30 protein-coding genes are annotated in these 24,903 nt (G+C 57.5%); 17 read left to right on the top strand and 13 right to left on the bottom strand.

Annotated elements, in window-relative coordinates:
- Nucleotide 1: 1 nt before the first annotated feature.
- Nucleotides 2-985 carry a WYL domain-containing protein gene (locus H8K04_20370; protein ID UVT18282.1) on the bottom strand — a complete coding sequence of 328 codons (984 nt, stop codon included), beginning with the start codon at nucleotides 983-985 and terminating at the stop codon, nucleotides 2-4.
- Between H8K04_20370 and H8K04_20365 the strand changes: the two genes are divergently transcribed.
- The gene (locus tag H8K04_20365; protein UVT18281.1) at nucleotides 984-1,412 is read left to right on the top strand and encodes a Tn3 family transposase; all 429 of its coding nucleotides are present in this window, start codon (nucleotides 984-986) and stop codon (nucleotides 1,410-1,412) included. The genes H8K04_20370 and H8K04_20365 overlap by 2 nt on opposite strands.
- Nucleotides 1,413-1,549: 137 nt before the next feature.
- On the opposite strand, the gene H8K04_20360 is transcribed toward H8K04_20365, so the two are convergent.
- Entirely contained in the window at nucleotides 1,550-2,059 is a 510-nt protein-coding gene (locus H8K04_20360) for a hypothetical protein (protein UVT18280.1), read from the bottom strand.
- Nucleotides 2,040-3,137: an ImmA/IrrE family metallo-endopeptidase gene (locus H8K04_20355; protein ID UVT18279.1), complete on the bottom strand. Its 1,098-nt coding sequence runs from the start codon at nucleotides 3,135-3,137 to the stop codon at nucleotides 2,040-2,042. The genes H8K04_20360 and H8K04_20355 overlap by 20 nt, the downstream gene beginning before the upstream one ends.
- A 112-nt stretch (nucleotides 3,138-3,249) precedes the next feature.
- On the opposite strand from H8K04_20355, the gene H8K04_20350 reads away from it, so the two are divergent.
- Genes H8K04_20350 through H8K04_20330 form a run of 5 tightly spaced genes read left to right on the top strand, consistent with a single transcriptional unit; the run spans nucleotide 3,250 to nucleotide 6,731 of the window.
- Entirely contained in the window at nucleotides 3,250-4,128 is an 879-nt protein-coding gene (locus H8K04_20350; GenBank protein ID UVT18278.1) for an AAA family ATPase, read from the top strand.
- On the top strand, nucleotides 4,125-4,592 hold the full coding sequence (locus H8K04_20345; GenBank protein UVT18277.1) for a hypothetical protein: 468 nt from the start codon (nucleotides 4,125-4,127) through the stop codon (nucleotides 4,590-4,592). Before H8K04_20350 ends, H8K04_20345 begins: the two co-directional genes overlap by 4 nt.
- A 1-nt stretch (nucleotide 4,593) precedes the next feature.
- Nucleotides 4,594-5,100, top strand: a complete 507-nt coding sequence (locus H8K04_20340; GenBank protein ID UVT18276.1) for a hypothetical protein — start codon at nucleotides 4,594-4,596, stop codon at nucleotides 5,098-5,100.
- 6 nt (nucleotides 5,101-5,106) lie between these two features.
- On the top strand, nucleotides 5,107-5,997 hold the full coding sequence (locus H8K04_20335; protein UVT18275.1) for a nucleotidyltransferase: 891 nt from the start codon (nucleotides 5,107-5,109) through the stop codon (nucleotides 5,995-5,997).
- 11 nt (nucleotides 5,998-6,008) lie between these two features.
- Entirely contained in the window at nucleotides 6,009-6,731 is a 723-nt protein-coding gene (locus tag H8K04_20330) for a hypothetical protein (protein ID UVT18274.1), read from the top strand.
- A gap of 259 nt (nucleotides 6,732-6,990) precedes the next feature.
- Here the strand turns inward: H8K04_20330 and H8K04_20325 are convergent, their stop codons facing one another.
- The 9 genes from H8K04_20325 to H8K04_20285 form a co-directional block, all read right to left on the bottom strand.
- Complete coding sequence (locus tag H8K04_20325) at nucleotides 6,991-7,380, bottom strand: inorganic phosphate transporter (protein ID UVT18273.1); 390 nt, start codon at nucleotides 7,378-7,380, stop codon at nucleotides 6,991-6,993.
- An 87-nt stretch (nucleotides 7,381-7,467) separates the two neighbouring features.
- Entirely contained in the window at nucleotides 7,468-8,190 is a 723-nt protein-coding gene (locus H8K04_20320) for a winged helix-turn-helix transcriptional regulator (protein UVT18272.1), read from the bottom strand.
- A gap of 117 nt (nucleotides 8,191-8,307) precedes the next feature.
- Nucleotides 8,308-9,144 carry a phosphate ABC transporter ATP-binding protein gene (locus tag H8K04_20315; protein ID UVT18312.1) on the bottom strand — a complete coding sequence of 279 codons (837 nt, stop codon included), beginning with the start codon at nucleotides 9,142-9,144 and terminating at the stop codon, nucleotides 8,308-8,310.
- Nucleotides 9,144-10,007, bottom strand: a complete 864-nt coding sequence (gene pstA / locus H8K04_20310) for a phosphate ABC transporter permease PstA (GenBank protein ID UVT18271.1) — start codon at nucleotides 10,005-10,007, stop codon at nucleotides 9,144-9,146. Before pstA ends, H8K04_20315 begins: the two co-directional genes overlap by 1 nt.
- Entirely contained in the window at nucleotides 10,000-10,878 is an 879-nt protein-coding gene (gene pstC, locus H8K04_20305) for a phosphate ABC transporter permease subunit PstC (protein ID UVT18270.1), read from the bottom strand. Before pstC ends, pstA begins: the two co-directional genes overlap by 8 nt.
- Nucleotides 10,835-11,683, bottom strand: coding sequence for a phosphate ABC transporter substrate-binding protein (locus tag H8K04_20300; GenBank protein ID UVT18269.1), 849 nt, complete (start codon nucleotides 11,681-11,683; stop codon nucleotides 10,835-10,837). The genes pstC and H8K04_20300 overlap by 44 nt, the downstream gene beginning before the upstream one ends.
- A gap of 35 nt (nucleotides 11,684-11,718) precedes the next feature.
- A complete protein-coding gene (arsS, locus tag H8K04_20295; GenBank protein ID UVT18268.1) occupies nucleotides 11,719-12,756 on the bottom strand; it encodes an arsenosugar biosynthesis radical SAM protein ArsS in 1,038 nt (345 codons plus the stop codon).
- 44 nt (nucleotides 12,757-12,800) lie between these two features.
- Nucleotides 12,801-13,169, bottom strand: coding sequence for a winged helix-turn-helix transcriptional regulator (locus tag H8K04_20290; protein UVT18267.1), 369 nt, complete (start codon nucleotides 13,167-13,169; stop codon nucleotides 12,801-12,803).
- Nucleotides 13,169-14,356: a methyltransferase domain-containing protein gene (locus H8K04_20285; GenBank protein ID UVT18266.1), complete on the bottom strand. Its 1,188-nt coding sequence runs from the start codon at nucleotides 14,354-14,356 to the stop codon at nucleotides 13,169-13,171. The genes H8K04_20290 and H8K04_20285 overlap by 1 nt, the downstream gene beginning before the upstream one ends.
- Nucleotides 14,357-14,633: 277 nt before the next feature.
- Here H8K04_20285 and H8K04_20280 point away from each other — a divergent pair, with 277 nt between their 5' ends.
- From H8K04_20280 to H8K04_20240, 9 genes are all read left to right on the top strand, one after another.
- Complete coding sequence (locus H8K04_20280; GenBank protein ID UVT18265.1) at nucleotides 14,634-15,074, top strand: heavy metal-responsive transcriptional regulator; 441 nt, start codon at nucleotides 14,634-14,636, stop codon at nucleotides 15,072-15,074.
- Between the two features lie 105 nt (nucleotides 15,075-15,179).
- On the top strand, nucleotides 15,180-15,569 hold the full coding sequence (locus tag H8K04_20275) for a mercury transporter MerT (GenBank protein UVT18264.1): 390 nt from the start codon (nucleotides 15,180-15,182) through the stop codon (nucleotides 15,567-15,569).
- Between the two features lie 95 nt (nucleotides 15,570-15,664).
- On the top strand, nucleotides 15,665-16,018 hold the full coding sequence (locus tag H8K04_20270) for a heavy-metal-associated domain-containing protein (GenBank protein UVT18263.1): 354 nt from the start codon (nucleotides 15,665-15,667) through the stop codon (nucleotides 16,016-16,018).
- A 47-nt stretch (nucleotides 16,019-16,065) separates the two neighbouring features.
- Nucleotides 16,066-16,470, top strand: a complete 405-nt coding sequence (locus H8K04_20265) for a carboxymuconolactone decarboxylase family protein (GenBank protein ID UVT18262.1) — start codon at nucleotides 16,066-16,068, stop codon at nucleotides 16,468-16,470.
- On the top strand, nucleotides 16,467-17,006 hold the full coding sequence (locus tag H8K04_20260; protein UVT18261.1) for a hypothetical protein: 540 nt from the start codon (nucleotides 16,467-16,469) through the stop codon (nucleotides 17,004-17,006). The genes H8K04_20265 and H8K04_20260 overlap by 4 nt, the downstream gene beginning before the upstream one ends.
- 44 nt (nucleotides 17,007-17,050) lie before the next feature.
- A complete protein-coding gene (locus H8K04_20255; protein UVT18260.1) occupies nucleotides 17,051-17,425 on the top strand; it encodes a hypothetical protein in 375 nt (124 codons plus the stop codon).
- 147 nt (nucleotides 17,426-17,572) lie between these two features.
- Nucleotides 17,573-18,862 carry a TolC family protein gene (locus tag H8K04_20250; protein ID UVT18259.1) on the top strand — a complete coding sequence of 430 codons (1,290 nt, stop codon included), beginning with the start codon at nucleotides 17,573-17,575 and terminating at the stop codon, nucleotides 18,860-18,862.
- 16 nt (nucleotides 18,863-18,878) lie between these two features.
- On the top strand, nucleotides 18,879-20,606 hold the full coding sequence (locus H8K04_20245; GenBank protein UVT18258.1) for an efflux RND transporter periplasmic adaptor subunit: 1,728 nt from the start codon (nucleotides 18,879-18,881) through the stop codon (nucleotides 20,604-20,606).
- Between the two features lie 51 nt (nucleotides 20,607-20,657).
- Nucleotides 20,658-23,750 (top strand): efflux RND transporter permease subunit, encoded by a 3,093-nt coding sequence (locus tag H8K04_20240; protein UVT18257.1) that lies wholly within the window; start codon nucleotides 20,658-20,660, stop codon nucleotides 23,748-23,750.
- A gap of 35 nt (nucleotides 23,751-23,785) precedes the next feature.
- Here the strand turns inward: H8K04_20240 and H8K04_20235 are convergent, their stop codons facing one another.
- Nucleotides 23,786-24,142, bottom strand: a complete 357-nt coding sequence (locus tag H8K04_20235; GenBank protein UVT18256.1) for a DsrE family protein — start codon at nucleotides 24,140-24,142, stop codon at nucleotides 23,786-23,788.
- Between the two features lie 252 nt (nucleotides 24,143-24,394).
- Here H8K04_20235 and H8K04_20230 point away from each other — a divergent pair, with 252 nt between their 5' ends.
- Together H8K04_20230 and H8K04_20225 are read left to right on the top strand one after the other, a co-directional pair.
- Nucleotides 24,395-24,607 carry a hypothetical protein gene (locus tag H8K04_20230; protein ID UVT18255.1) on the top strand — a complete coding sequence of 71 codons (213 nt, stop codon included), beginning with the start codon at nucleotides 24,395-24,397 and terminating at the stop codon, nucleotides 24,605-24,607.
- A gap of 30 nt (nucleotides 24,608-24,637) precedes the next feature.
- A complete protein-coding gene (locus tag H8K04_20225) occupies nucleotides 24,638-24,835 on the top strand; it encodes a hypothetical protein (GenBank protein UVT18254.1) in 198 nt (65 codons plus the stop codon).
- Nucleotides 24,836-24,903 lie beyond the last annotated feature (68 nt).

Raw genomic sequence — 24,903 nt, 5'->3', positions numbered from 1 at the left:
GTCACTGGGCCAGGAGCTTTTGGGCTTCCTCTTTAACGGCATACCGGAGATGGTCAGGCTTCAGGACTTGAACCCCACTGCCAAAGCTGAGGATCCATCCAAGCAGTTCTCTCGTGTCCGCCACTGAGAGCGTCATGAGCAGTTGGCCGTTCTTAAGCGGCGTCGCCTGCTGGCTGGGATGCCAGATGCGGTCTTTCGCCCAGGCGGCCGTGGCCTTATCGAACTTGATTTCGACCGTGATCCGCTTTCCCCGCATGACGACGAGGGTGTCTTCGACATAGGCATCGAGATCAAAGTGGAGCGGCATTTGGTAGGGATGGTCCGTCATGGTGAGCGACTTGATCCGCTCCACCGCAAACATCCGCACGTCCTTGCGCCAATGGCAATAGGCAATCAGGTAGAGCCCGCCGTCAACATATCGCAGCCGGTACGGATCCACTTCGCGCCGGGTGGTCGCGTGGCGTCCTGCCGAGAAATACCGCATCTGCACCGTATGGTGATGAGCGATCGCTTGGGAGAGCCTATCGATCGTCTCGCGATGGTGGCGGTACGTCTTGTGCGGACCTAGCCCGACGGAAAACCACTGGTCCAGCCGCAGGAGATACTCAGTGGCCCCCGCCGGGATGGCTGCGGTGATCTTCGTGAGCGCGGAATTGAGCGAGGCCGCAATGAGCGTCCCTTGGAGTGGCGTCAGCAACTGCCGGCTGAAGGCCAGGGCCATCAATTCCGGCGGGGACAGGCGGAGGCTCGGAATATTCTTGAAGCCGTCGAGCAAGCGCCAACGCACCTCCCCGTTCACCCGGTCGGTGAGGAGGGGGAAGTGCGAGGCTTCGAGGGCGGCCAAATCCCGACGGACTGTGCGAGGATGCCGGGTGAGGTCCGGCGGGATCGCGTCCACAAGCTCAGCCAGCGTAAGCCCGTGACGTGCCCCGCTCAGCCGCTGCAGCAAGTGCCACTGGCGCGTGACTTGATCGTTGCGTGGCATGGCCCCTCCTCGGCGCAGTTCGATCCCCAGCGACCTGGATGATCCCCGTAGGGCCTTACCTTGCCACAATTCATTCGACCGTACTATCCCCGCAGAGGCGGGATATCGTCTCGGGGAAGTCCGTGAACACAGTTACGAGGATCAGCGCTATCGGGCCAGTGGCCTCAATCTCGTGGTGGCGGGGATTGTGCTGTGGAATACCGTCTATCTCGAACACGCCGTGGAGAAGCTGCACGCACTCAAACTGCGATTTCTAGAAGAACGGGCCACTCACCTGTCCCCGCTGGCGTGGTCCCATATCAGTTTGACCGGAGATTACATTTGGCCCACAGATAGAGGTGTCAAGCCCGACCATCAGACCGATACACGAATTACCCGGTTCTCTACTCAACCGTCAGCGTATAATTTTGGCAGAATCGGCGAATGACCCCTACCGCATGGGAACCGCTCGCCGGATTAGGAATGGCAAACCAGACAGCAGCAAGCTACCCTGTCGAATCTGACTCTTCCAAGGATTGGGGGTCAGCTCAATTGAGGGGAGGAATCTCATTTTTGCAGCAACTCTTATCCCTTGCTCTCATAGCGCCGGATCGCCGCCAACAACTCGCGACGCGGAAGTCTTACAGAAGTATCGTCCGCAAGTACGCGCAATGTGGTCGCCAGTGCTGTTGCGTTTTGAAACCCATGGATATGAATTTGATCCACAACCCAGAGCAGGCCGTGAACTTCAATGCCGTGTCGTATAGCGAGTGCCTTGAGACCGCCGTCACCGGTTACCAAGATGGATTCCTGGTGACTCTCGGCCAGTGCAAAGACAAACCCGTCATGAATGGAGAGGCGTGGCTTGGCGCGAATGACTTCCTGCGCGCGCAGCACACCTGGACCTGGTATATCGATCACTTTTAACCCACCCTGGACCAGGGCTTCCTTCTGAGCGGCGGTAAATTTGAGCAACTCCTCCTCGAACAGTGTATTAGGGATACATATCTCGTATGGTAGGCTCAAGAACGCATTGAGCAATGAGGCCTTCCTGAGGTCGATCAAACAACTGCTGTCACTGACGATGATCCTCATCCGCGTGCGGCCCCTTCAGGCCCGCCTCCACATCAGGGACGGGAAGCCGCAATAACTCGGCAGCCTTCGTCAGTGAAATCAATCCTTCCGCCAAGGAGCGGTAGCACAGGCGCTCAAAGCGTCGAGGCCGCTCCCATTGCCCACGTTGGGATTCGAGCTCAAGCTCCTCCGGCTCGTGCGTTCGCCACCCGCGCGCAATTCCCTGAAACGCATAGACCAGCGTGGACTCGTTAATGACGTTCAGTTGGTAGAGTCGCATGAGGAGTGCGGCACCACTGACGCGATACAGTCGCTTCAGATCAATCAGTTCTCGGTATCCTAGGGCATGGCGATGTTTGCCGACCTCAAGCAAGAGGTGTTCGCGCGTCATCATGAGAGCACCGGCGAAGATCGTACCAGCCTTTTCCTCCTCCTTATCCGACAGGCTCTCAGGGTCGATGAGTCGATGCGCCAGTTCATGCGCCAGCGTCAGGCGTCTGCGTTCGAGCGGAAAGTAACTGTTCACCACGATGACGGGCAGTTTCCGCTCACAGTCAGCCCGTCCCACTAGACAGGTGAACCCGGAGATGCGTTTCGAAAGCGGGACCACCAGCACCTTGAGGCCCTTCTCCTCAAGCAACTCCGTCATGTTGGGAATCGGGTCGAGACCGAGCTTCCAGGCGTTGCGCACGTCGCGGGCCAACTGCTCTGCGTCCTCCACTCTCCTGAGCTTTTGAGGGGGCGAGATGGGGGTTTGCCAATGCGTACTATCGAGTTCCAGGATGGATTCTACCTGCAAGTAGCGCTCGATCCATTCGAGCACTTCCGTCTCCACATGTGCCCTATCGCGTACAGTGGTGTCAGCCTTCTTCCTAAACTCGACGCCGGTTAGTTGGATACCCTGCGTGTCGAGCAGATAGGCCACAGACACTTTGAGAGCTACGGCAAGCGCGAGCAGAACTCCAGAGCTTGGGATGTCCTCGCCCCGCTCGTACTTGCCGATGGCCTGCGCCGTGACCTTCTCCCCCATCGCAGAAGAGAGGGCACGGAGCGAGAGGCCAGCTTTTCTCCTGGCGACTCTGATGCGGTCTCCGATCATCTTACCTCCCAGTTTACACTTGCATATAATCCGTATGTATTGTAAACTGCCACCATAAGCAATGCAAGTGGATTCAAGCTGGGCATTCTTACGCTATGAGTGAGCGCACCACATGAGCAATCCTGTAGGCGTGGCGCGTCAGTGTCAGCTGCCTCATAAAGACTTCTCTCCAGCCTGGACATCGATCAAACTGGAGGCAGGCGTCCGCGAACGCCTGCTCGCGCAGGCCCTCCTTGCACTCACGGTGCGCCAGCAACTCCCGTTCGCCGAGGCCCCGATCCACGGCCTGATCCTCCTGACCGGCGCACCCGGGACAGGCAAAACGACGCTAGGTCGAGGGCTGGCCAATCAGATCGCCGAGCGCCTTCCAGGAACCAAGACCACATTTGCTGAGATTGATCCGCACGCTCTGACCAGCTCAGCCCTCGGTCGCAGTCAACAGGCTGTCGCCAAGCTGTTCGAACAGACGATTCCCGAGCTGGGGATGGATGGCGTTGCGATTGTGTTGCTGGACGAGGTGGAGACCCTCGCCGTTTCCCGCCATCGCCTCAGCCTTGAGGCCAATCCCATCGATGTCCACCGGGCCACAGATGCGGCCTTAGCTGGCATGGACCGGCTCACACGCGACCACCGTAACATCCTGCTCATCGCAACGACAAATTTTCCGGACGCGCTCGACGCCGCGGTGCTGTCTCGCGCCGACCATGTGGAGGAGATCGGTCTTCCAAACGCGATCGCCCGTTCAGAGATCATCGCCGATACGCTGAGGTCGGTCGGCAGTGTGTGGAGAAATGTGAAGGCTCTCGAAGGGCAGGCAGACCGTTTGGCGAAAGCAGCTGATGGCCTTGATGGCCGACGCATCCGCAAGGGGATTTTCGCCGCAATGGCCTCCGATCTTGAGACCGCCAAAGACCCCAACCGGCTCACGGTCTCGCAGATTGAATCCTCGTTCCGGCAGGCCCTGAAAGTCCAGAAGGGAATAAGCCAATGAGAGTACGGCGCGACATCAGTTCCATCCCTCACCGTTCCGCGACCGAGACATGGCAGCAGATTATTGGTCTCGTTACTGGTGTGGATTCGCGCGACATCCAGCAGCTTAAGGCCGTTAGCGGAGTCATGGGCTCGCTCATCACCGACGAGCATCCGGCGGCTCGTCCCATTGTGCTCGAGGGAGTTGGCCCGCAGCTTCGTATCTATTGCCGGTATGGCATGGCGGCGATCGAGGAAGGAAGTGCGGTGGATTCTTTAGGCTGGAACCCAACCGCCGGGGATTGGACCATGCACGTCCCCTGCGCCCGCGAGGACATGGCATGGGTCACAGCGTCACTGGCGAAGACGTCGCCTCGCATACGGGTGTTCGACGTGGCTGAAGAAGAGTGGGCCGAGACCGAAGAATTCAGTGTAACTAGTAAAGCGAGCAGTCCCATCGTCGTTGATTGGCACCTGAAAGGATAATATGACCGTCGCGTATGCACAGACCACGACCTATACGCAGACCCACAGCATCGTCTTTCTCAGCGACAACCTTCGTAACACGCTCCGCGAGGTGATCCGCGAGAATGGCCTCAGCCCTGAAAAGCTGATGCAGGATTGGGAGACGATCGAACGTGGTATCCGGACGTGGCTGCGCAGCGGGCATCTGACGAACGTCGTTGTCGAATTTTATAGGCCAGGCGCGACGGCAGTCGCCGCACGTTGGGAATTTCCTGTTGGCTACTCTGGCTCAGGGATTAACGACGATATGTGGCTCGACAAGAACTATCTCCGGCAACTCATCGCGAAGGCCAGTCGACCTACGAACGACTGCGTCTATCGTATTGTGCTTTGCACAAGCGATAGGGCACCCTGGGTGGACGGCCTTTGTGATTGCGCTTTCCTGTCAACGAGCCATCTTTCGGCACGACAAGCCGGCACGGTGATCGCCACAGGTCATATGACTGCAGGCGTCACGTACTGGAGATAGGGAGCCATGTTGACTACCACGCAGGCTTTCGACAAATTCCGGCAACGCCTCGAGCTGAGTGAGACCGAGAAAAACGATGCCGCAAACCGGCAACAGGATGTGCGGAACTGCATTCGGTCATCGTTTGACCTGACACAAGATTTTCTCTCCGGTTCGTACAGCCGCCATACCAAGACCAAACCGCTGAAAGACGTGGACGTGCTGTTTGTCCTCGGTCCAGCGGAACTTTGGCGGCGTGAAAAGCCTCCGATTGACACGCTGCAGGCGTTTGAGAAGTGCCTGAAGCAGAAGTACGTCGAACCGGGGCAGGTGGAGATCGGGCGACGCTCAGTTACGGTGGAATTCGCGAAGAGCTACTATCCCGAGGAACATGACGGTAAGGTGCTGAGCATCGACTCGGTCCCTGCATTTCAGTCCGGTAAAGACGAGTACGAAATCCCTGACAAGATCACGGGGACTTGGATTAAGACAAATCCAGAAGTGCACCAGGAACGATCGACGGCCAAGAACAAGGAACTAAGCGGGCGCTGGGTGCCGCTCGTGAAGATGGCAAAAGGCTGGAACCGAACGAGTGGTAAGCCGATTAAGCCTTCGTTCCTCATTGAGGTCATGGCCCTGGAGCTCGTGGAAGCGCCATTCTCAAACTATCCCGACGAGATCCGCAACCTCTTTGCTGCGCTAGAGGCCAACATCGGTCGACCGTGGCCGGATCCAGCCGGTCTGGGCCCTCCTGTGTCTGACCAGATGACACCAACCCTTAGTGCCGCCGCGAGGAAAGCGCTGCAGGAGGCGCAACGCAAGGCTACGATTGCGCGACGAGCAGAGGAAAGCGGCCGCCAGGGCGAGAGTCTACGTATCTGGCGTGAGATTCTCGGGGAATATTTTCCCCTCTCATAACGGGTGGATGAATGAACACCTGGTCCCTTGCGAAACTATTGGCGAATCTCCACGACGACATCGAACATCGCCTCGCGCGCGCCCGGGAGTCGTTCGGGCACTCGACGACCAAGGGTGATGCCAGCGAGCACGTGTGGCTTGAGCTGCTACAAAAATATCTCCCCCAGCGCTATCAGGCCAAGAAGTCTCACGTCGTCGACAGCGAGGGGGTTTTCAGTCAGCAGATGGACATCGTGATCTTTGACCGGCAGTACTCGCCATTTATCTTTGACTACGAAGGTCAGATCGTTGTCCCTGCAGAAAGCGTCTATGGCGTGTTCGAAGCGAAGCAGGCCATCAACGCGGGCGAGGTGGAGTATGCTCAGATTAAGGTTGAAAGCGTGCGCAAACTCCACCGAACCAGCCTGCCAATTCCTCACGCCGGCGGGGTCTATCCACCGAAACCCTTGCCGCATATTCTGGGCGGACTGTTGACCTTTGAGAGCAACTGGAGCCCGGCCCTTGGGAAGCCACTGACCGACGCATTGGAGCGAAGCCAAGGGGATCGCCGTTTGGATCTAGGCTGTGTGGCGGCGCATGGGATATTTGGTTTGGACAGGGCTGGGTGTTACACCATCACGCCCCAGGGGAAACCTGCAACCGCGTTCCTGCTGGAGCTCATTGCACGGCTTCAGAGTAGCGCAACCGTTCCGATGATTGATGTCCGGGCCTATGCCAAATGGCTCGCGATGTGAACTGACAGTTGATCGCTTTTCTCCACAGAAAGAACAGTTCAATACCTCGGGCAGTCTCACATCTCGATGCCTCTGTTGAAAACTCGATACTGTCCTTCCCGATGGATTGAAATTGGGTGCTTTCCAAAGCCTAACCGTGACGGTCTGAACAGGCCGAACACCTACCCGTCAGAGGCAGTCTTTCTTGAGGCAAGTCTGTAGCCATCAGCCGGCACATGCTGAACGAGTGATGACTTAGCGCCTGTGACCAGTCAGTCGTCTAAACCGTGCGACCAACAGACGGCTCCCCGCTCACACCCCCACCCTCCCAGGTGGGGAACTCCCGCGTCATTAGACCCTCAGCCTCAAATGTAAGGAGGCCTACCCCGACGATCGCGCCGGTTAGTGCATGGGCGGTGGAAACAGGCAAACCGTTCCTTGAAGCAACCAGCTCCCACAGGACTGCGCCAGCCAGCACGCCGGCTGCAAGGATGGGCGATGAAGGAGTGTCTGGCGCCAGGAGTCCTTGTCTGAAGGTCTTCACCATCGCGGTGGCGACCCATCCCGAAAGCCCAGCGCCGATGGTCGTCCAGATCGTTCCCCACAGAATGGTGATCCGATAATCGGCGATCCCGCGCAACTCCCACAGTTCCTGGCCAGACCGGGCCACTCATATGAATCACACTTCTCCCGCCCTGATTGACGTAGTTCCTAGGACAAGCTGATCGTGTTCAGTTCAAGCACTCTCCTATGCCTTTCAATCTTTCAGATCGCCGCAGGCACAGCACCATGGGTCTGTACCAACATTGATGGCTCTGTCTGTAAGCTTATATCCCAGACCTCTCACACTCACGATCGCTCGATTCAGCATGGGAATCTTTTGCTTGAGTCGGCGTATATGGACGTCTATTGTCCTGGTCGTTCCGTAGTAGTCGTACCCCCATACGGCGTTCAGCAGAACTTCTCGGGGTCGCACATGTCCTGGATACTTGAGCAGACACTCAAGTAGATCAAATTCTTTTCTGGTCAATACGATTTCCCGACCCTGTACTACCACTTCATGCCGGGATCTATCAAGAATCAGGGAGCCATAGACATATCGAGACCGTTCCGAATGGGGACCATTCGAATCTTCCTCCGAACTGACTGGAGTGGTGATGCCACCTTGATCGAAACCTGAACCAGAATCCATTTGAACCGAACTCCCTCCCTCCGTTTCAGACAAGTCTTCGCGTGCCGCAACTAATACGGGAAGCATGACAACGTGCGCCATCGTTGAAAAATCATGGGAGGCCGGATCGAAAGCTTCTAAAGATTTCTCTCTCACAATCATAGTCCGTGCTTTACGAGAACTATCCGGCTCCCGATCGAACGTTAATTGAGCAGTCTTCGAGCGCTTGCTGTCCTCCACTATCTGAATCTGAAGAGATTTGAAGGCGACGACCGTCTCGAGGGATTTTGCTCTGTTAGTTGCTTTCATACAACGCAGGCCTCCACGTAATCGATATCCTCCCGTGACTTCTGCCGAAGGCCGCCCAGATAGGCTACCCATGCCGCCCTCTACTCGATAGAGCTTGATCGAAGAAGCAGCCTGCGGCTATCCTCTCATTCCACTGACATAGGCCGCAGTCAGTGGATCACGGGGTTCTTCAAATATCTGCTTGGCGGTTCCCGTCTCGATCAACCGTCCCGTTCCGTTTTGAACCCAGAAGAGCGCGGCATAGTCCGCGATGCGTCGAGCCTGCGCCAGGTTGTGGGTGACGATCAGGATGGTATAGCGTCCCCGCAGACTCACAATCAAATCTTCGACCACGCCGCTGGAGAGCGGATCGAGTGCGCTACACGGCTCATCCATGAGCAGCACTTCCGGTGAAAGGGCCAGTGCTCTGGCAATACAGAGGCGTTGTTGTTGGCCGCCGGACAAGGCCAAGGCCGGCGAGTCCAGGCGATCCTTGACTTCGTCCCATAATCCGACATCGTGGAGCGTGCTCTCAATCGTCCGCGCCATCTGCTCTCGATTCCGTAGCCCATGCTCGCGCAAAGAGAATTCGAGGTTTTTCCGAATCGATAAGGGAAAGGGATTTGGTTTCTGGAAGATCATGCCGACGCGACGACGAAGTCGGATGACATCGGTCTCCGATGCCAACACATCGAAGGTATCAATGGTGATACGTCCCGCTACACGACACCCGGCGATCAGATCGGTCAGGCGGTTCAAACATGTGAGGAAGCTAGTCTTCCCGCATCCTGACGGTCCCACGAGAGCCGTGATGCATCCCTTGTTGATCGCCAACGTCACGTCCTCAAACACCGGCTTGTTGCCGTAGTGCAAGCTGAGCCGATCTATTGCAACGAAGGGTTGAGGCTCACAGCAAGCAGGTCGATCTTCGAGCGGATGTCGGGGGCGCGACCCTGTAATGGGTTCGACCGGCATCATACTGTCACGACCTTTCGGTGGAGCCCGTATGTTGCCAGCCAGGAGGCGGTACCGTTGATGGCGAGTAACATGATAATTAAGACCAGCGCTGAGGCATAGGCATTCGCGTCTCCGCCGGACACATTCATGGAGAGATCGAAGATGTGGATAGACAGCGCGCGACCGGAATCGAGCAGCGACTCCGGCATCCGATCCACATAGCCACTTGTGAAGATGAGTGCAGCCGTCTCGGCAATCGCACGGCCGACTCCAAGGACCAGACCAACCAAGAGACCGGGTACCGCTGCCGGTAGCAAGAGGTGAACAAGGGTTGTGGTGCGCGACAGTCCTAGTGCCGCGGCGGAAATCCGGTAACTAGTCGGCACGGCGCGAAACCCTTCCTCCGTTGATCGGATCAAGATCGGCAACACCATGCAGGCCAGAGTCAGCCCGCCGGAGAGGATCGAAAAGCCGAGCCCCAGCGTCTTGCAAAAGAACGCGTTGCCGAACAGGCCGAAGACGATCGACGGCACACCAGCCAGGACGTCGAGGCTACGGCGGGTCATCCGCCCGAACAGGCTTTGGTCCGATGTAAATTCGGCGAGGAGGACGGCGGTGCCGATACCAATGGGGAGGGATACAGCGAGACAGACTCCCAGAATCAAGGATGTCGAAACCAGGATAGGGCCGATCCCGCCTCGGCGCCCAGCGTTCTCCGGGGGGGCAGTCAGAAACGTCCAGGAGACGTGGCTCAGTCCATGCCGAACGATGTCCCCCAGCAGCCAGCACAATGTGGCGGTCACGAGCGCTGCCGCTCCCCAGACGAGAACGAATGCAAGCCATTCACGGGAATTCTGTGGTTGGCTCAGAGTCTCAGCCATAAATTCTCCCGCGACTGATCCATTCCGCCGAGACGGCAAGCGCCACAACCATGGCCATCAAGACCAGCCCACTGACGAATAACGCGGAACGATGGTCACCGAGCGCATAGGCCATTTCTAAGGCAATATTGGCGGTCAGTGTCCGGATAGGGTCGAAGAAGCTGGAAGGAGTCTGGACCACGTTCCCACAGACCATCAGAATCGCCATCGTCTCGCCGATGGCCCGACCAGTCTCAAGGATGACTCCGGTGAACAATCCTGATTTCGCTGCAGGGAACACAATTCCTTGGACCGTTGCCCATCGTGGCAGACCTAATGCTGCCGCGCCACGCAAGTAATGTGGCGGCACGTTAGCCAGACTCGCGTCTGCCATCAAGGCGATGGTGGGAAGAATCATAATCGCGAGGATTACGATACCCGCCAATAGGCTGGGTCCAGGGGGGTGTATCTCCCCAATCAGCGGGACCAGCACCACGAGTCCCCACAAACCATAGACCACAGATGGAATGCCTGCGAGCAACTCGATCAGGCGCCGATAGGGTCGGGCAACGGCTGGCGGCGCATAGTAGTGGCAGAATACGGCAGAGAGAATGCCCAGTGGGGTGGCGACCATCACCGCCCCAGCCATGGCGAACAGGGTACCCCACAGCATCGGCGTGAGGTTGTACAAGCCCTGGGCTGGATGCCAGGAAGGATCGGTAAAGAATCGTCGCAGACCTACGTGATGGAGGACGGGAAACGCTTCCACGATCAGGAAGGCCACGATGAGCACAACGATCACGCCGGCGATTGTGGCAATGCCGCGCAAGAGCCAGCACAGGAGACCGTCAGTCGACCAATGGGACAAAGTATTGCTCCTTGATGATGTCATGCGCGGCTTTGGACTGTGCATAGCCGATAAAGGCCTTGGCCAATCCAACAGGGGGAGTCCGGGTGATGATGTGCAGAGGACGGGCAAGGGGAAAGGTTCCGTTCCGCACATTTTCGGTGGAAGCAGCAACTCCTCCGATCGGAAGGAGTTTAATGGGTACGCCTTGAGATTCATCGTATTCGGCCGTGCCGATGGAGACATACCCGATGGCATTTCGATTGCCCGCGACGGTTTTAACTCCCTGTTCGTTGTCACCGATCACGACCTGAGCCCTCACGTCCACATTCTTGATCTTGAAGTGATGCAAGAATAATTCAAGTGTAGATCGGCCCTCCGCTTTGTTCACGACGGTGATGGCCGCGTCTTTCCCTCCTATCACCGTCCAATTGGTGATCTTGCCCGTATAGATCGCGATGATTTGCTCGTCGGTGAGAATCTGGACCGGGTTCTCCTTATGAACAATGATCCCGATACCATCACGGGCAATCATAAATGCATGGAGGTCTCCCTCGTCCTCCTTCAGTGCACGCGAGACCATTCCAATATCAGCGAGTCCTTGGCGAGCATCCGCGATGCCGCGTGAGGAGCCACCGGTTTGCACGTCTACCCGCGTGCCGGGGTGTACCGATTCAAACCGTTTCCCAATCTCGGAAATGACCGGAGCTATGGTACTCGATCCGGTGATGATGAGCTTTCCGGTCAGTTGATCGGCGGCTGATGCCGGGAGAGACAGAAGGCCAGCGATCGAGTATGCGGCCAGGAACAGGGACTTCTTGGGGACGATCGAGCATAACCATGTCAGCATGTAGATATCTCCATGTAATAGAGATGCGGAATGAATCACGCGACCGCTCCTCCGCAGGACGAGCCAGCGCCGGCTGTGCACCCGTAGCAGTGATTGCCCATCACAATCCTGCGTGTGCCGAGGCGGGTCGGATCAAAGTCGCGAATATGGCGCGGCATCTCTTCCTTGACCGGCAGCGTGAGCATCTGATTGAAGTCGCAATCGTACAGGATGCCGTCCCACCCCACGGAAATCATCGATCGGCACATGACGCCTGCCGCAGCGGTAGGATTGAAGGCAGTGACCAGCCGTTCCATATAGGCGTCGTAATTACCACTCTCGGTCAGGAACTCTAGAAAACGGCTGATCGGCATGTTGGTGATGGTATAGAGACGGGTAAACTCGATACCATACCGCCTCCGGAGCTCTTTCCGAAATTGAGCTTCGATCGCCTCTTGCTTTGGGGGGAGAAACGCGCCGACCGGATTGTACACAAGGTTCAGGGCGAGGCCGCTCTCCGGTCGCCCGTACCCGAGTCTGTTCAAACGCGTGAGGGCCTCGATGGATTTCTCAAAGATTCCCTTCCCCCGCTGCGCATCAGTTTGACTGGCAAGATAGGCCGGAAGCGAGGCAATGATTTCAACATGGTGGGCGGCCAGAAACTCAGCCAGATCCGCTTGGGAGGGAAGCAGCAACACGGACAGGTTGCATCGATCCATCACATGACGGCCGAGCGCACGGGCCCCTTTGACCAGGCGGCGAAAGTTCGGGTTGAGCTCCGGTGCCCCGCCCGTGATATCGATGGTGGGAATGTCTGTCCTCGCCAACGCCGCGAGACAGAGATCGGCTATCTCGTCCGACATGATTTCAGTACGATCCGGCCCCGCATCCACGTGACAATGTCCGCAGGTTTGGTTGCAGAGTTTGCCGACGTTGATCTGAAGGATGGTGATCCCCGTGGCATGGAGCGGAAAGAGGCTGGCCTGCTCGAGACGCCGTTCGAACGGAGGACAACCACCTGTGCTCATAAGCACCTTGAGCTGTTCATTGGAGGAGGCCAGAGGATTCTGTCGTCCGAGTAAAGTCAGTGGCATGTGTGTCTCCGTGAGCACGCGAGAAGCACCTCGAAAATCCACCATCACGTCAGGAGGTGCGTCCTATGCTTACCATGGCTCAACACCGGGTCCGGGAATCGCAGCTCGCAACATCCGAAGTTGAGCGCCCGTCCTTGCCGATTGGCCAGCACGTGTTGAACCCGTGGCGCAATGCGATAACACACCTGCTGGCCCTCCCGAATTCCTTCAACTAATCTGGCATCTCGGAGAATCCGGAGATGATGGGAGATCTGCGGTTGTGGACAGTGTAAGTACCGCACAAGGTCCATCACGCATTTCTCCTCAACCAGTAACGACTCCAGGATGCGCAACCGCGTGTGGTCCGCCAGGGCCTTGAGCGTCAGGGCGCATTGGTCCACGGTGAGCATAATTCCGGTGGAGTCGGACTTCATCAGCAGCAGCCTCCATTGGGCGCACAGGTGACCTCGCCGCCATTCACACGTTGGCCAGCGCGATTGATGATCGCGAAATGCGGAGCGTACCCCTCGGTTGTCAACACCGTGAGGGTCTTGGAGCACACCTCCAGCGGTGCTCCCCGTCGATAGACGTGATGATCGTCATCGGCCACTTCGAGAAACGGTCCTGCGAATAGCGCGAAGTCCCCTTTCCACATGCAAGGGGCTTGTGCGGGCAACACCGCCCACCAGCGCGCATCGGATCGTTCGAACGAGATTGGTTCATGGGAGAGCACAAAATATGGGACGAACGGAGGCTGACTCAGCAGCAGCGCCGTCTCGGGCCCGATTGGCTGTGAGACCCCTCGTGGGTAGCTGATGCCACATTCATCCACCACGCGGCTGAAGGGGCCCCGAAGTGTCGCGTAACAAGCGGTCGGGTCCGTGGGTTGCGCCGCGAGTTTATAGCCGGTCAGCGTTACGGAGAAAAAGTGAATGCCGTCGATGACCTGCCAGGGAGAGAATGAGACGAGATGGATACCGAGAAACCCGGCTTCCACCATACCGGCAATATAGTTCGCGAGCGTCAACGCACCTGAGAGACAATCACCCCATTTCTCTGCATCATGAATCAGGTATTGCGGGGCCTGCTGGTCCGACACGATATCGGAAATCGTAAAACGTCCCCCTGGATTCGTGACACGGAACATCTCACGGAAGACCTTGTGCTTATCCGGTGCCAGATTAATGACGCAATTGGAAATGATGAGATCGATCACGTTGTCGTCCACCGGCATCGCGTCCGCCATCCCTTTTCGAAACTCCACATTCGTGGAGGCATAGCCCAGATTGACTGCTACGATCGGCGCATTGCGGCGCGCGATCTCCAACATCGTGTCCGTCATATCGATGCCAATCACATGCCCGGATGGTCCGACCAGGCGTGAGGCTTCGAAGCAGTCGATTCCTCCACCGGAACCAATATCGAGGACCGTCTCGCCGGAACGGACGGTCTTTAAACCGGCTGGCGTGCCGCACCCATAGGAAATCTTGAGTACCTCGTCCGGAATAAACGACTTCAATTCTGGGAGGTCGTAACTCGTCGGACAACACATCTGCTCGCCTGTCGCGGCAGCCCGCGCATACCGGTCACTGACTTTCTGGGTGATGTCATCGATCAGCATAGTCTCCTCTTGTGACACTACTTTTCGTGAAAGATCTGTTCTTTTTATATCGATCCTACGTCTATCGAGATACGTGTATAGGTCCATATACAGGGAAAAGCCTCTCGCTTCTGTGAGCTAGCTTACAGTCACACCATTACCAGTCTCTGGACCGTGGAGGCAGTCGAGGAAAGTCACCCGTGAAAGAGATCCTTATGGCTTGGAAGAGGATGAAAGACACACAGCCCTCTTGACTCAGTACTATGGTACAGGGTGTATCGTCATCGATGAGGTGGACATGCCGACCGAACTCACAATTGGACAATTCGCAAAAGCTGCTGCGGTGAATATCGAAACGATTCGCTACTACGAACGACGCCACATACTCGGCCCCACCTCTCGGCTGCCATCCGGCTACAGGCTCTACAACAGAGAAGCTCAAAGGCGGCTGCGGTTCATCAAGAATGCGCAGGCGTTGGGCTTCACGCTCCATGAGATCAAGGAACTGCTTGATCTTCAGGTCAGCTCGAAAGCCCGCTGTGGTGATGTTCAACGAAAAGCCGAGGCCAAGTTGAAACACGTGGGGGCGAAAGTGCGGGATCTGCAAGCGCTGGCGACGGCGCTGCGACACTTGATCCGAACCTGCCGGGCCAGACGGCCGACGAATCGATGCCCTATTCTGGCGAGCCTGGACAGTGAAGACAAGGCGTTAGGAAGAAGTCGTACAGGGAATGAGTGAGAGCAAGCCAATACTGACGATTGACGGCGTTGTGAACGAGGTGAGGGCCATGTGTCCGTATGAAGAATGATCGGGGTTCTGTCTGTTCGCGGTGGTGAGTCAGGTATGGACGCTGATCGGAAGGCTGTTTACATGACGAAAGGCGGGACGGCAACGATGATTGGCGGGCTGGTGGCCTCGGTTTTCGCCTCGATCTGCTGCATCGGGCCGGTGGTGTTCGCAGCACTCGGTGTGGGTGTGGGGGCCACAGGGTTCCTGGCCGGCACAGCCGGAACCTTGAAAGCCTTGTTGCCCTACAGGCCGTGGTTTATCGGCCTGACCTTGCTCTTACTTGGCATGAGTTTCTATTACGCGTACCGGAACCCCTCGGCCGCGTGCGCGACAGAGGTCGGAAGTGCTGCTCGATCAGCGAGTGGGCCGAACCGGACGTGGCTGTGGCTGATAGCAGCCCTGGCCTTGCTGTTGGTCTTGGCACCGTATTGGTTAGCTCTGTGAGAGGGAGAGGTGACGGGTGATCAGTGAGGGATCGGTCTGATGCGGCCGGCACGACTATTCGCTCTGAGTTATCTCTTGGAGGAAGGTGATCAGGCATGTGGCACGTGATTCGGACGTGTCTTCTTGTTGGGGTGGCGACGCTTCCGCTGACGGAGTTCCATGGTCTTGCGGCTGAGAACCGGAGGCTTCGGACGGTGACCTTGCAGATCGACGGCATGACGTGCGGGGCTTGCGTCAAGGACGTGAAGGAAGCGCTCGCCAAGGTTCCGGGCGTCAGCACGGTCGAGTTCAGGGTGGGAACAAAGTGGGTCATTTTCTCCGATTATTCGGATACGCGAGCCTCGGTGACGTTCGATGCGAACAAAGTGGGTACGGAGGCGCTGGTCAAGGCCATCGAAGGGGCTGGTAGCCCGCTGTCGGCATACAAGGCGCGGGTGCTCGAAAAGTAGGCGAGGGGCAGGAGGTGAGCGGTGCGCGGGAGGAGGAAGACAACATCATGGATCAGACAACCAATGTTGAAGCTGGACTATTCGCCGAACTCAGGAAGTTGAGTCCGAAAGTCACTGGCGGACTGCTGCGTATGCGCCAGGAAGCCTATCGAGACGCGGCGGTCCCAGCGAAGTATAAACTGCTCTCGTCCATGGCGATTTCAATCGCGATCCGCTGCGAACCCTGCATTCGTGCGTACGTGCAGATGGCGTACGACAAAGGCATCACGCAGGAGGAACTGATCGAGTTCCTCGAAGTCGCCATGACCATGCAGGGCTGCCCCGGAGAGGAGTGGGCGCTGAAGGCCTTTGCTGCTTACAAGGAATGCCTCGATAGTAGGCCGGCTTCGGCCGCGTCGGGTTGCTGCGACCACCAATCTATGAGCCATAAGAGTGAGGAGAGCGCATCATGAATCACCGAATTATGTTCTTCGTCATCGGAATGTTCATGGCACTCATGGTAAGCGTTGGATTAGGGGTAAGAGAAGCCTCCGCAGCCAACTTACTGATCCATATGAAGACATCCCTCGGGCTGGATGATGCGCAAATTTGTGCCGTGCCGAATGTGGCCTGGGCTGCGGTGAAAGCGGGCCACAAGGTCACGATTCTGGTGGATGCGAGCGCCGTCACGTCAGTGACCAAGGGATTCGGATGGTTCAGGAAGCTCGTCGGCTCCGAGTCCACTGCGCTGGATCGCGCTGGCCTGCCTGAGCGAGAACGACAAAGCCTGTCGGAGCAGATGGGCGTGCCGCTGGAGCAGGTGCCGCACAACTATGGCGAGTACTTCGATGTTCTCAAGAACAAGTTGGGCGTTGAAATCTACGGAAATCAGACCATGATGCTCCTCTACAACATCGATCCTGCGCGAGTTGCCTCTTCAGTGACCCCTGTTTCGCTGACCAACATGGTGGAGATGTTCGCATCCGCTGACCGAGTGATTGTGTATTAGAGATACCGTTGACGCTTGACCTGGACGAGGGATAGACTGACGCTATGCGATTAGGTTCCTATCACTCCCGATCATTTCTTGCCGCAACGATCGTGGTGTTTCTGCTGGCGTTCAGTTTCAACGCCTACGCCTGTCTCCTGCCACTATCGGGGACCACCGATGCCTCGATGGCAAACGGCTGTTCAACTCCCGTGGAGGAACCGGTTCGGCAGTTGTGCGACGCCTTCAAAACTCTAGGAGTCGGGTCCTCCTCTCAGTCTTTTTCGTTACTCATGGACCATCATTGGTCGGCAGATCATGCTCCGGTCGCACTCCCAGCCGTGAGCTACCAGTTCAAGAGTATTTTCCACCCATCTCAGTCTCTCGAATCGAGTTCTCCTCCGCATCAGTCTCTCGCAAGCACCGTGCTTCGTATCTGATCTCCTCGGTTCTTCCTTCAACTGTCTCATCGTCGCGTTCCCGGCCCGACGCCGGACCGCGATTCACTCAGCTGCTCCTTCTGGAGCAAGACAGGGCCCGAGATCCGCGGCAATCGTGGACGGGAAAGTTTTTGGGAGGGCCATCACATGACTCTATCAATTCGGTTTTGGCTGCTGACCATAACAGTTGTGAGCATGACCTTCGCGATAAATGCGCGCCATATCGCCCATGCCGTCGAACACACTGCGCAACCGTCCTTGGTGTTACCAGACTTGATCCCGGAAGCCTTGGCCAAAAATCCTGAACTTGTGGCGGCGCGCAAGCAATGGGAAGCTGCCACGAATCGGATTACGCCAGCTCGGTCATTGGACGATCCGATCCTGTCAGTTCAGTTGTGGAATTTCCCGCAGACCTTCAACGTCACGCAAACGGGCAACACGATCTTCGGCTTTTCGCAGAATGTCCCATTCCCTGGCAAACTTGCGCTCAAAGGCGATGTGGCAAGCCGTTCAGCCGACATGACCGCGCAGGTGGTTCGTGCAAAGGAACGAGAACTGGTCGCCCGCCTGAAGCAGGCTTACTACGAACTGTTTCTCGCGCAAAAAGCGGTTCAGATCCATCATGAACAGGTGGATCTGGTCAGACAATTCGTAGAGATTGCGAACGCGAAGTTCCGCACGGGAAAGGGATCGCAGGCCGATGTCCTCAAGGCCCACGTCGAGCTATCCCTGCTCCAGCAGCAGCTTCCTGTCCTGGAACAGCGCCGCGAAACCGCCGAAGCGTTGCTGAATACGCTCCTGGATCGGGATCCTGCATCACCTTTGGGAATTGCTCCAGAGCCGTCTCAGAAGCCGTTCGACAAGACCATCGAGGAACTGCACCGCCTCGCGCTGAACGACAGGCCGGAGCTGAAAGTCGCTGAACTGACGGTGCTGCGGAACGAGCAGTCCCACGAGCTGGCCCAGCGTCAGTACTACCCGGACTTCAACGTGGCGTTTCAGCGCTTCCAGAACTATCAGGCCAACAACGGATTCGGCGCCTACGTGGCGATGAGCATCCCGTTCGCGTTTTGGACCAAGCCGAAGTATGACGCAGGCGTGCAGGAAGCCGCGGCAGCGGTCTCGGCCGCGCGGGCGCAGCAACATACCTTAGAAAACCTGACCCGGTTTCAGATCAACGACCTCCTGGCCAAGGTCCGGGCGAGTGAACAGGTGGCGACGTTGTATCACACCACGATCCTGCCGCAGGCCGTGCAGCACTTGGAAGCGGCGCGAGTGGGGTATCGCGCGGGAAAAGGAGGGTTCTTGGATCTTATTGACACCCAGCGATCCTTGCGAGGATTTCAGCTGGAGTATTACCGGGCGCTTGTCGAGCGGGAGAACCGACTCGCGGAACTTGAACAAGTGATCGGAACCGACCTGAACGAAAACAGCTAATAGGGAGGAATCCGCCATGAGTCATGCCATAGGCAGAAAAAGTCTTGTTGTCGGTGTCGCAGTAGCCGGCCTGTTCGTCGGAGTCGTCGCCGGGTTCTTCGCCGCGCATCGGGCGATGAACGATATGTCGGGGATGAAGGGAAGTGGGGAGATGAAGGGCCATGAGTTGGAAGATATGTCCATGAAGGGGATGTCGATGGAAGGCGCAAAGCCCACGAGAGACTTGGAACCGATGCCAGGCATGTCCGACGCTCCGTCCGGGGCTGTGGCTGTTCCGGCTGTGGCGAGACAGTTGATCGGCGTCCGCAGTGCTCCGGTGAGCTACGCGACATTGGAGCAAGAGATTCGCACGGTCGGGACGGTCGACTACGATGAACGTAGGTTTACCCAAGTCACTCTCAAAATTTCAGGATGGATCCGCAAGGTCTTTGTTGATTCGATCGGCCGGCCGGTGCGCAAGGGCGAACCGCTCTTTACCATCTACTCGCCAGATCTCCTTACAACCCAGGAGGAATACCTGTTGGCAGTCAGGACGCAGGCTCAATTGGCTGCCAGTCTGCTGGCCGACGCAAAGGAGAATGCCGCCGCCCTCGTCGTGAGCGCACGAGAACGGCTTCGCCTCTGGGATGTGACCGATGCACAAATCGCCGCGCTGGAGCGTCGTGGCAAAGCAGAGCCGGTGCTCACGGTGTACGCTCCTTCCTCCGGGATCGTGATGAAACGGGAGGCCTTGCCGGGGAAATATGTGGAGCCGGGCACGACACTATATGAGGTCGCAGATCTCTCCACGGTCTGGATCTACGCCGATATTTATGAATCAGAAGTGGCGGCCACAAAGGTCGGTCAGCCGGCAACGGTTACCTTTGCCGCCTATCCGGGAGAGGCGTTCCACGGCAAGGTCGCCTATGTCTATCCGACCCTGAATACCGAAGCCCGCACCGTGCGGGTACGGTCGGAATTTCCGAATCCTGAACTGAAGCTGAAGCCAGGCATGTATGGGAACGTGATCTTGCAGACGGCTGCGGTCAAGACGTTGGTCGTGCCGAAGGAGGCAGTGCTGGATACCGGCCTCCGGCAACTGGTGTTTCTCGATCGAGACCAAGGGATCTATCAGCCCTATCCGATCAAGCTTGGCCGACAGAGCCAGGATCGCGTGGAAGTTCTCGAAGGTCTCAAAGAAGGAGATCGTGTTGTGACCTCGGCCAATTTCTTGTTGGACGCCGAGAGCAAGCTGGCCTCGGCCGGGAGTATGCAGGCCATGATGGGCCAAATTGGCATGGCTGACTGGCAAATGCGCGGTGCCCATGAAGGCAAAATGGAAGGGATAGAAGGCATGCAAGGCTTGAAAGGGATGGAGGGCATGAAAGGGATGAGCGGAATGTCTGGCATGGCTTCGGACTCAGCCAAAGCCACCTCCGAAGCTCGCAAGGTAGCAGGATATGTTCTGACCTTCACAACCCTTCCCGAAACACCCAAGGTCGGTGAGGTTCTCCTCAGGCTCAAGGTCACAGATCAGACCGGCCAGCCGGTGACCACTGCGCAAGTCTTGTTCGTCTATACCATGCCGATGCCAGGCATGACTGATTCCAAGGTGACGGCGCACCATACCAAAGACGGACTCTATGAAAGCACGGTGATGTTCGGCATGGGCGGAACTTGGCTAGTAACGGTCAATGTGGCAGTGCCAGGACGGTCGCCCATTGCCGAGAAGTTTCAGTTTTCGGTCGTAGCGGGAGGCCTGTAGTTGGGAAAAGCGGGCGTCTCGGCACCCGCGGGATGGGAGGGGTGAAAAACAATGATCGCACGACTCATCGAAGGGAGTGCACGCAATCCAGTCCTCGTCATCCTCTGTGTGTTGCTGCTGGCAGGTTGGGGCCTGTGGACGGCTTTTAAGGTTCCGCTGGATGCGGTGCCGGACCTGTCCGATGTCCAGGTGACCATCTATACCGAGTGGCAGGGGCGCAGCCCGACGTTGATTGAAGACCAGGTCACCTATCCGATCGTCACCTCTCTGCTGGCCGGTCCGAAAGTCAAACGGGTTCGAGGAGTCTCAGAATACGGGGTCTCATACGTCTACGTGATCTTCGAAGACCGGACGGACTTGTACTGGGCACGCAGTCGTGTGCTGGAATACCTGCAGAAGCTGACCGGGAAGTTACCAGCCGGAGTCGCACCGACTCTAGGTCCCGACGCGACCGGTGTTGGGTGGGTCTATCAGTATGCATTGGTCGACGAGTCTGGCGCGCACGATCTGGCGCAGCTCCGCAGTCTTCAAGATTGGCACCTGCGCTACCAACTGGAAAGTGTGCCGGGGGTGGCAGAAGTGTCGGCAGTCGGCGGATTCGTCAAGCAGTATCAAATCGAAGTGGACCCCAACACATTAGCGGCTTATCGGCTGCCGATTCAGACGGTCATCGAAGCAGTTCGGAACAGCAATGCTGAAGTGAGTGGCCGTGTCTTGGAAATGGCTGGCACGGAATACATCGTTCGTGGGCGTGGCTACCTGCGTTCTATTGATGATATCGAGCTGATCCCTGTCGGGACGGATGGGCGGGGCACACCTATCTTGATCCGGGATATTGCCCATGTCCAAATCGGACCGGACCAGCGTCGGGGTATTGCCGAGTTGGACGGCAAGGGCCAAACAGTCGGCGGGATCGTGATCATGAGGGCCGGTGAAAACGCGCTTGCCGTGATCGAGCAGGTCAAAGCCAGGCTGGCAGAGATCACGCCGGCTCTACCCGACGGCGTCCGCATCGTCCCCACCTATGACCGGTCTGATCTCATTCATCGGGCTATTGCAGTACTTCACGAGAAACTCCTGGAGGAGTCTATTATTGTCAGCCTGGTCGCGGTCGTCTTTCTGTTTCACCTGCGTAGCGCCCTGGTGGCGATTCTCATCCTGCCCGTAGCAGTGCTGCTCGCGTTCATCCCAATGGCGTACCTGAACATCACCTCCAGCATCATGTCGCTCGGAGGAATTGCCATTGCCATCGGCGCGATGGTGGATGCAGCCATCGTGATGGTGGAGAACGCGCACAAGCGGTTGGAACAAGGACCGAATGCGGACCGGATTGAAACCATCATCGCAGCAGCCAAAGAAGTCGGCCGTCCATTGTTCTTCTCGCTCTTGGTGATCGCCGTGTCGTTCCTGCCGATCTTCGCACTAGAGGCGCAGGAGGGCCGGTTATTCACGCCCTTGGCCTATACCAAAACCTTCTCGATGCTGTTCGCCACCGCACTCTCGGTAACCTTGGCTCCTGTACTAATGGTTCTCCTGATCCGGGGGCGCATCCGGGCGGAAGCCAAGAATCCGCTGAATAGGCTGCTCGTCGCTTTGTATCGGCCGATCCTCGCCGGTGCGTTACGGGTCCGGTGGCTGACACTCGGTCTGGCGGTCGTGATATTCGGATTCACGACGCCGATCTTTTCACGTTTGGGCGCAGAATTCATGCCGCCACTGAACGAGGGGACCATTCTCTACATGCCGACCACCGTCCCTGGTCTCTCCATTCCTGAATCGGCCAAGGTGCTGCAGGTTCAGGATCAGTTGCTCGCGACCTTCCCGGAAGTGGAACGGGTTTTCGGAAAAATGGGCAAGGCTCCGACTGCCACTGATCCGGCCTTTGTCGGCATGGCAGAAATTACAGTCACCCTCAAACCTGAATCGCAATGGCGGCCCGGCATGACCTGGGATCGTTTGCTGGACGAGATGGATGCCAAGCTCCGCATTCCCGGATTTCCGAACATCTGGTGGATGCCGATTCAGACTCGCACCGAGATGATCACCACCGGGGTGCGCAGCCCGGTCGGCATCAAAGTCCTGGGACCGGATCTGAAGACCATCGAGAGAATCGGCTTGGAGATCGAGCAAGTCTTGGCCACTGTGCCTGGCACCAAGAGCGCCTTTGCAGAACGGCTCAACGAGGGCTATTACCTGGATTTGACCGTCAATCGACGTGAAGCTGCCCGCTACGGTCTGACGGTGGGAGACGTGCAGGCTGTCATCACCTCGGCCATTGGCGGCGAGACCGTCACGACTACGGTCGAGGGACGGGAACGGTATTCAGTCAATGTGCGCTACAAGCGCGAATTACGTGATGATCCGGACCGGCTTAAACGGGTGTTGGTTCCCACACCGAGCGGGGCGCAGATCCCCCTTGGACAAATCGCGGAGCTGGTGATCACGCAGGGGCCCCCGTCGATCGCGGATGAGGCGGGATCGCTCGCTGGCCTGGTGTCGGTGTCGGTCAACGGCCGCGATCTGCGCGGCTATGTGCATGATGCCCAACGAGCAGTTCGCGAACTGGTCACACTCCCCTCTGGGTATCGGCTGATCTGGACCGGTCAATACGAGCATCTGGTGCGCGCGGAAGAGCGGCTGAAGCTGGTGATCCCCGTGACCCTCGCCGTGATTCTGTTGCTCCTGTATCTCAATTTCCGATCGCTCGCGAAATCACTGATCGTGCTCTTGTCTGTCCCCTTCGCTGGGATCGGAGCGATCTGGTATCTCCATTACCTGGGCTACAATCTCAGCGTGGCGGTCTGGGTGGGCATTATCGCACTGGCCGGTGTGGCGGCGGAGACGGGCGTGGTGATGCTCGTCTATCTCGATGAAGCGTATGATCGGCGCGTGCGCGAAGGTCGAATGACAACGGCTCAGGACCTTCGCGACGCCATCATGGAGGGTGCGGTTCAACGAGTGCGGCCGAAGATGATGACGGTGGCTGCGATCATGGGCGGCTTGCTCCCCATCATGTGGACCACCGGCACCGGCGCCGATGTGATGAAACGGATTGCCGCGCCGATGATCGGCGGTATGGTCAGCTCAACTATTCTGACGCTTCTGGTGATTCCAGTTCTCTATGCTTTGTGGCGCGGGCGGTAGCCAAAGTCCGAGGCATACCCGTCGGACAGGCCAGCTTAGAACGTGATGACCTGATACCCCTGCGCCACGAGTTTCCTGAAGCTCGGATGTCCGTCATACTCCCCTGTCAGCTTCACGCCGCAGGCAACCACTTTTTCCTTCACGCCAAAGGCTCCCGCGCAAAACTCGCATGCGCCTCCGATCCGGTCCTTCACTGCAACATAAAGGCTGTGTGCCATGTGATCGGACTTCTCCAGTTCCGGAATCCACTTGGGGCCTGCTCCATCAAAAATGAGTTGCACGTCATCGTGGCCGTCCTTGAACTCTTTGACGGCTTCCAGCGCGTTCACCACACGCCCCAATCCTTCATGGGTGTCGGTGTCGGCTAATACCACAATCGCCACTTTGGACATGCGGCACTCCTTTCATCACGAACAGGTGAATCACGAGAACGATCTCCGCCTCATGAGTGGTGAGAAAGCGGCCTCATGCTGCGATGATCTCCACTCTACTGTAGGCCTACCCAGAGGATCTGTGGGCTGGATTACAAGTAAACGGATGAATATTGCGGAAACTCGTAAGGCGCCTTACAGAAGATCGGCGAGACTGCGCATAGGATCACGCTCAGGATGCGAACATATCTATCGCTCACAAGGAGGTGCGCCATGACTTGCACGAGATGCAATGGTCTGATGGTCAGCGAGCGGATTGTCGATCTTCAAGGGATGAGCAGTGATCTCTGCGCAGATGGCTATCGTTGCCTGCTCTGCGGTGACATTGTCGATACGGCGATTCTCGAAAACAGACGCCGTTTGACGAATGCGTGCGCGCCGCTCACGGGTTCCAGTCCTTGCATGCCACGGCTCGTGACCGCATGAGATGTGACGGACACATTGAGGAGGTGGCGTATGACAGCCCAAGACGACACGGTCATGGCATTGCGCATTCAACTTCACGAACTGCCCTGTCCGGCCTGCGGCGTGCACGAGCTGGTTCCGATGCTCCAGTGCGATTACTACCCCGATGGATGTCTCTGGATCGTGCGATGCCTTGCGTGCCGGACGCGGTATCATCTCGACCATCGCAGTGTGCCGGTATACGGGTAATACGAGTGTCCCGCTTTGCGAAACCTCTGGAATCATGGGCTGTAGAACAAGAAGCTCACATATCAAGA

Origin of the sequence: Nitrospira sp., from assembly GCA_024760525.1 — a bacterium.
Classification (GTDB): domain Bacteria; phylum Nitrospirota; class Nitrospiria; order Nitrospirales; family Nitrospiraceae; genus Nitrospira_D.
The sequence above is the reverse complement of the archived record's forward strand: the minus strand, read 5'-3'. Positions and strand labels throughout refer to the sequence as shown.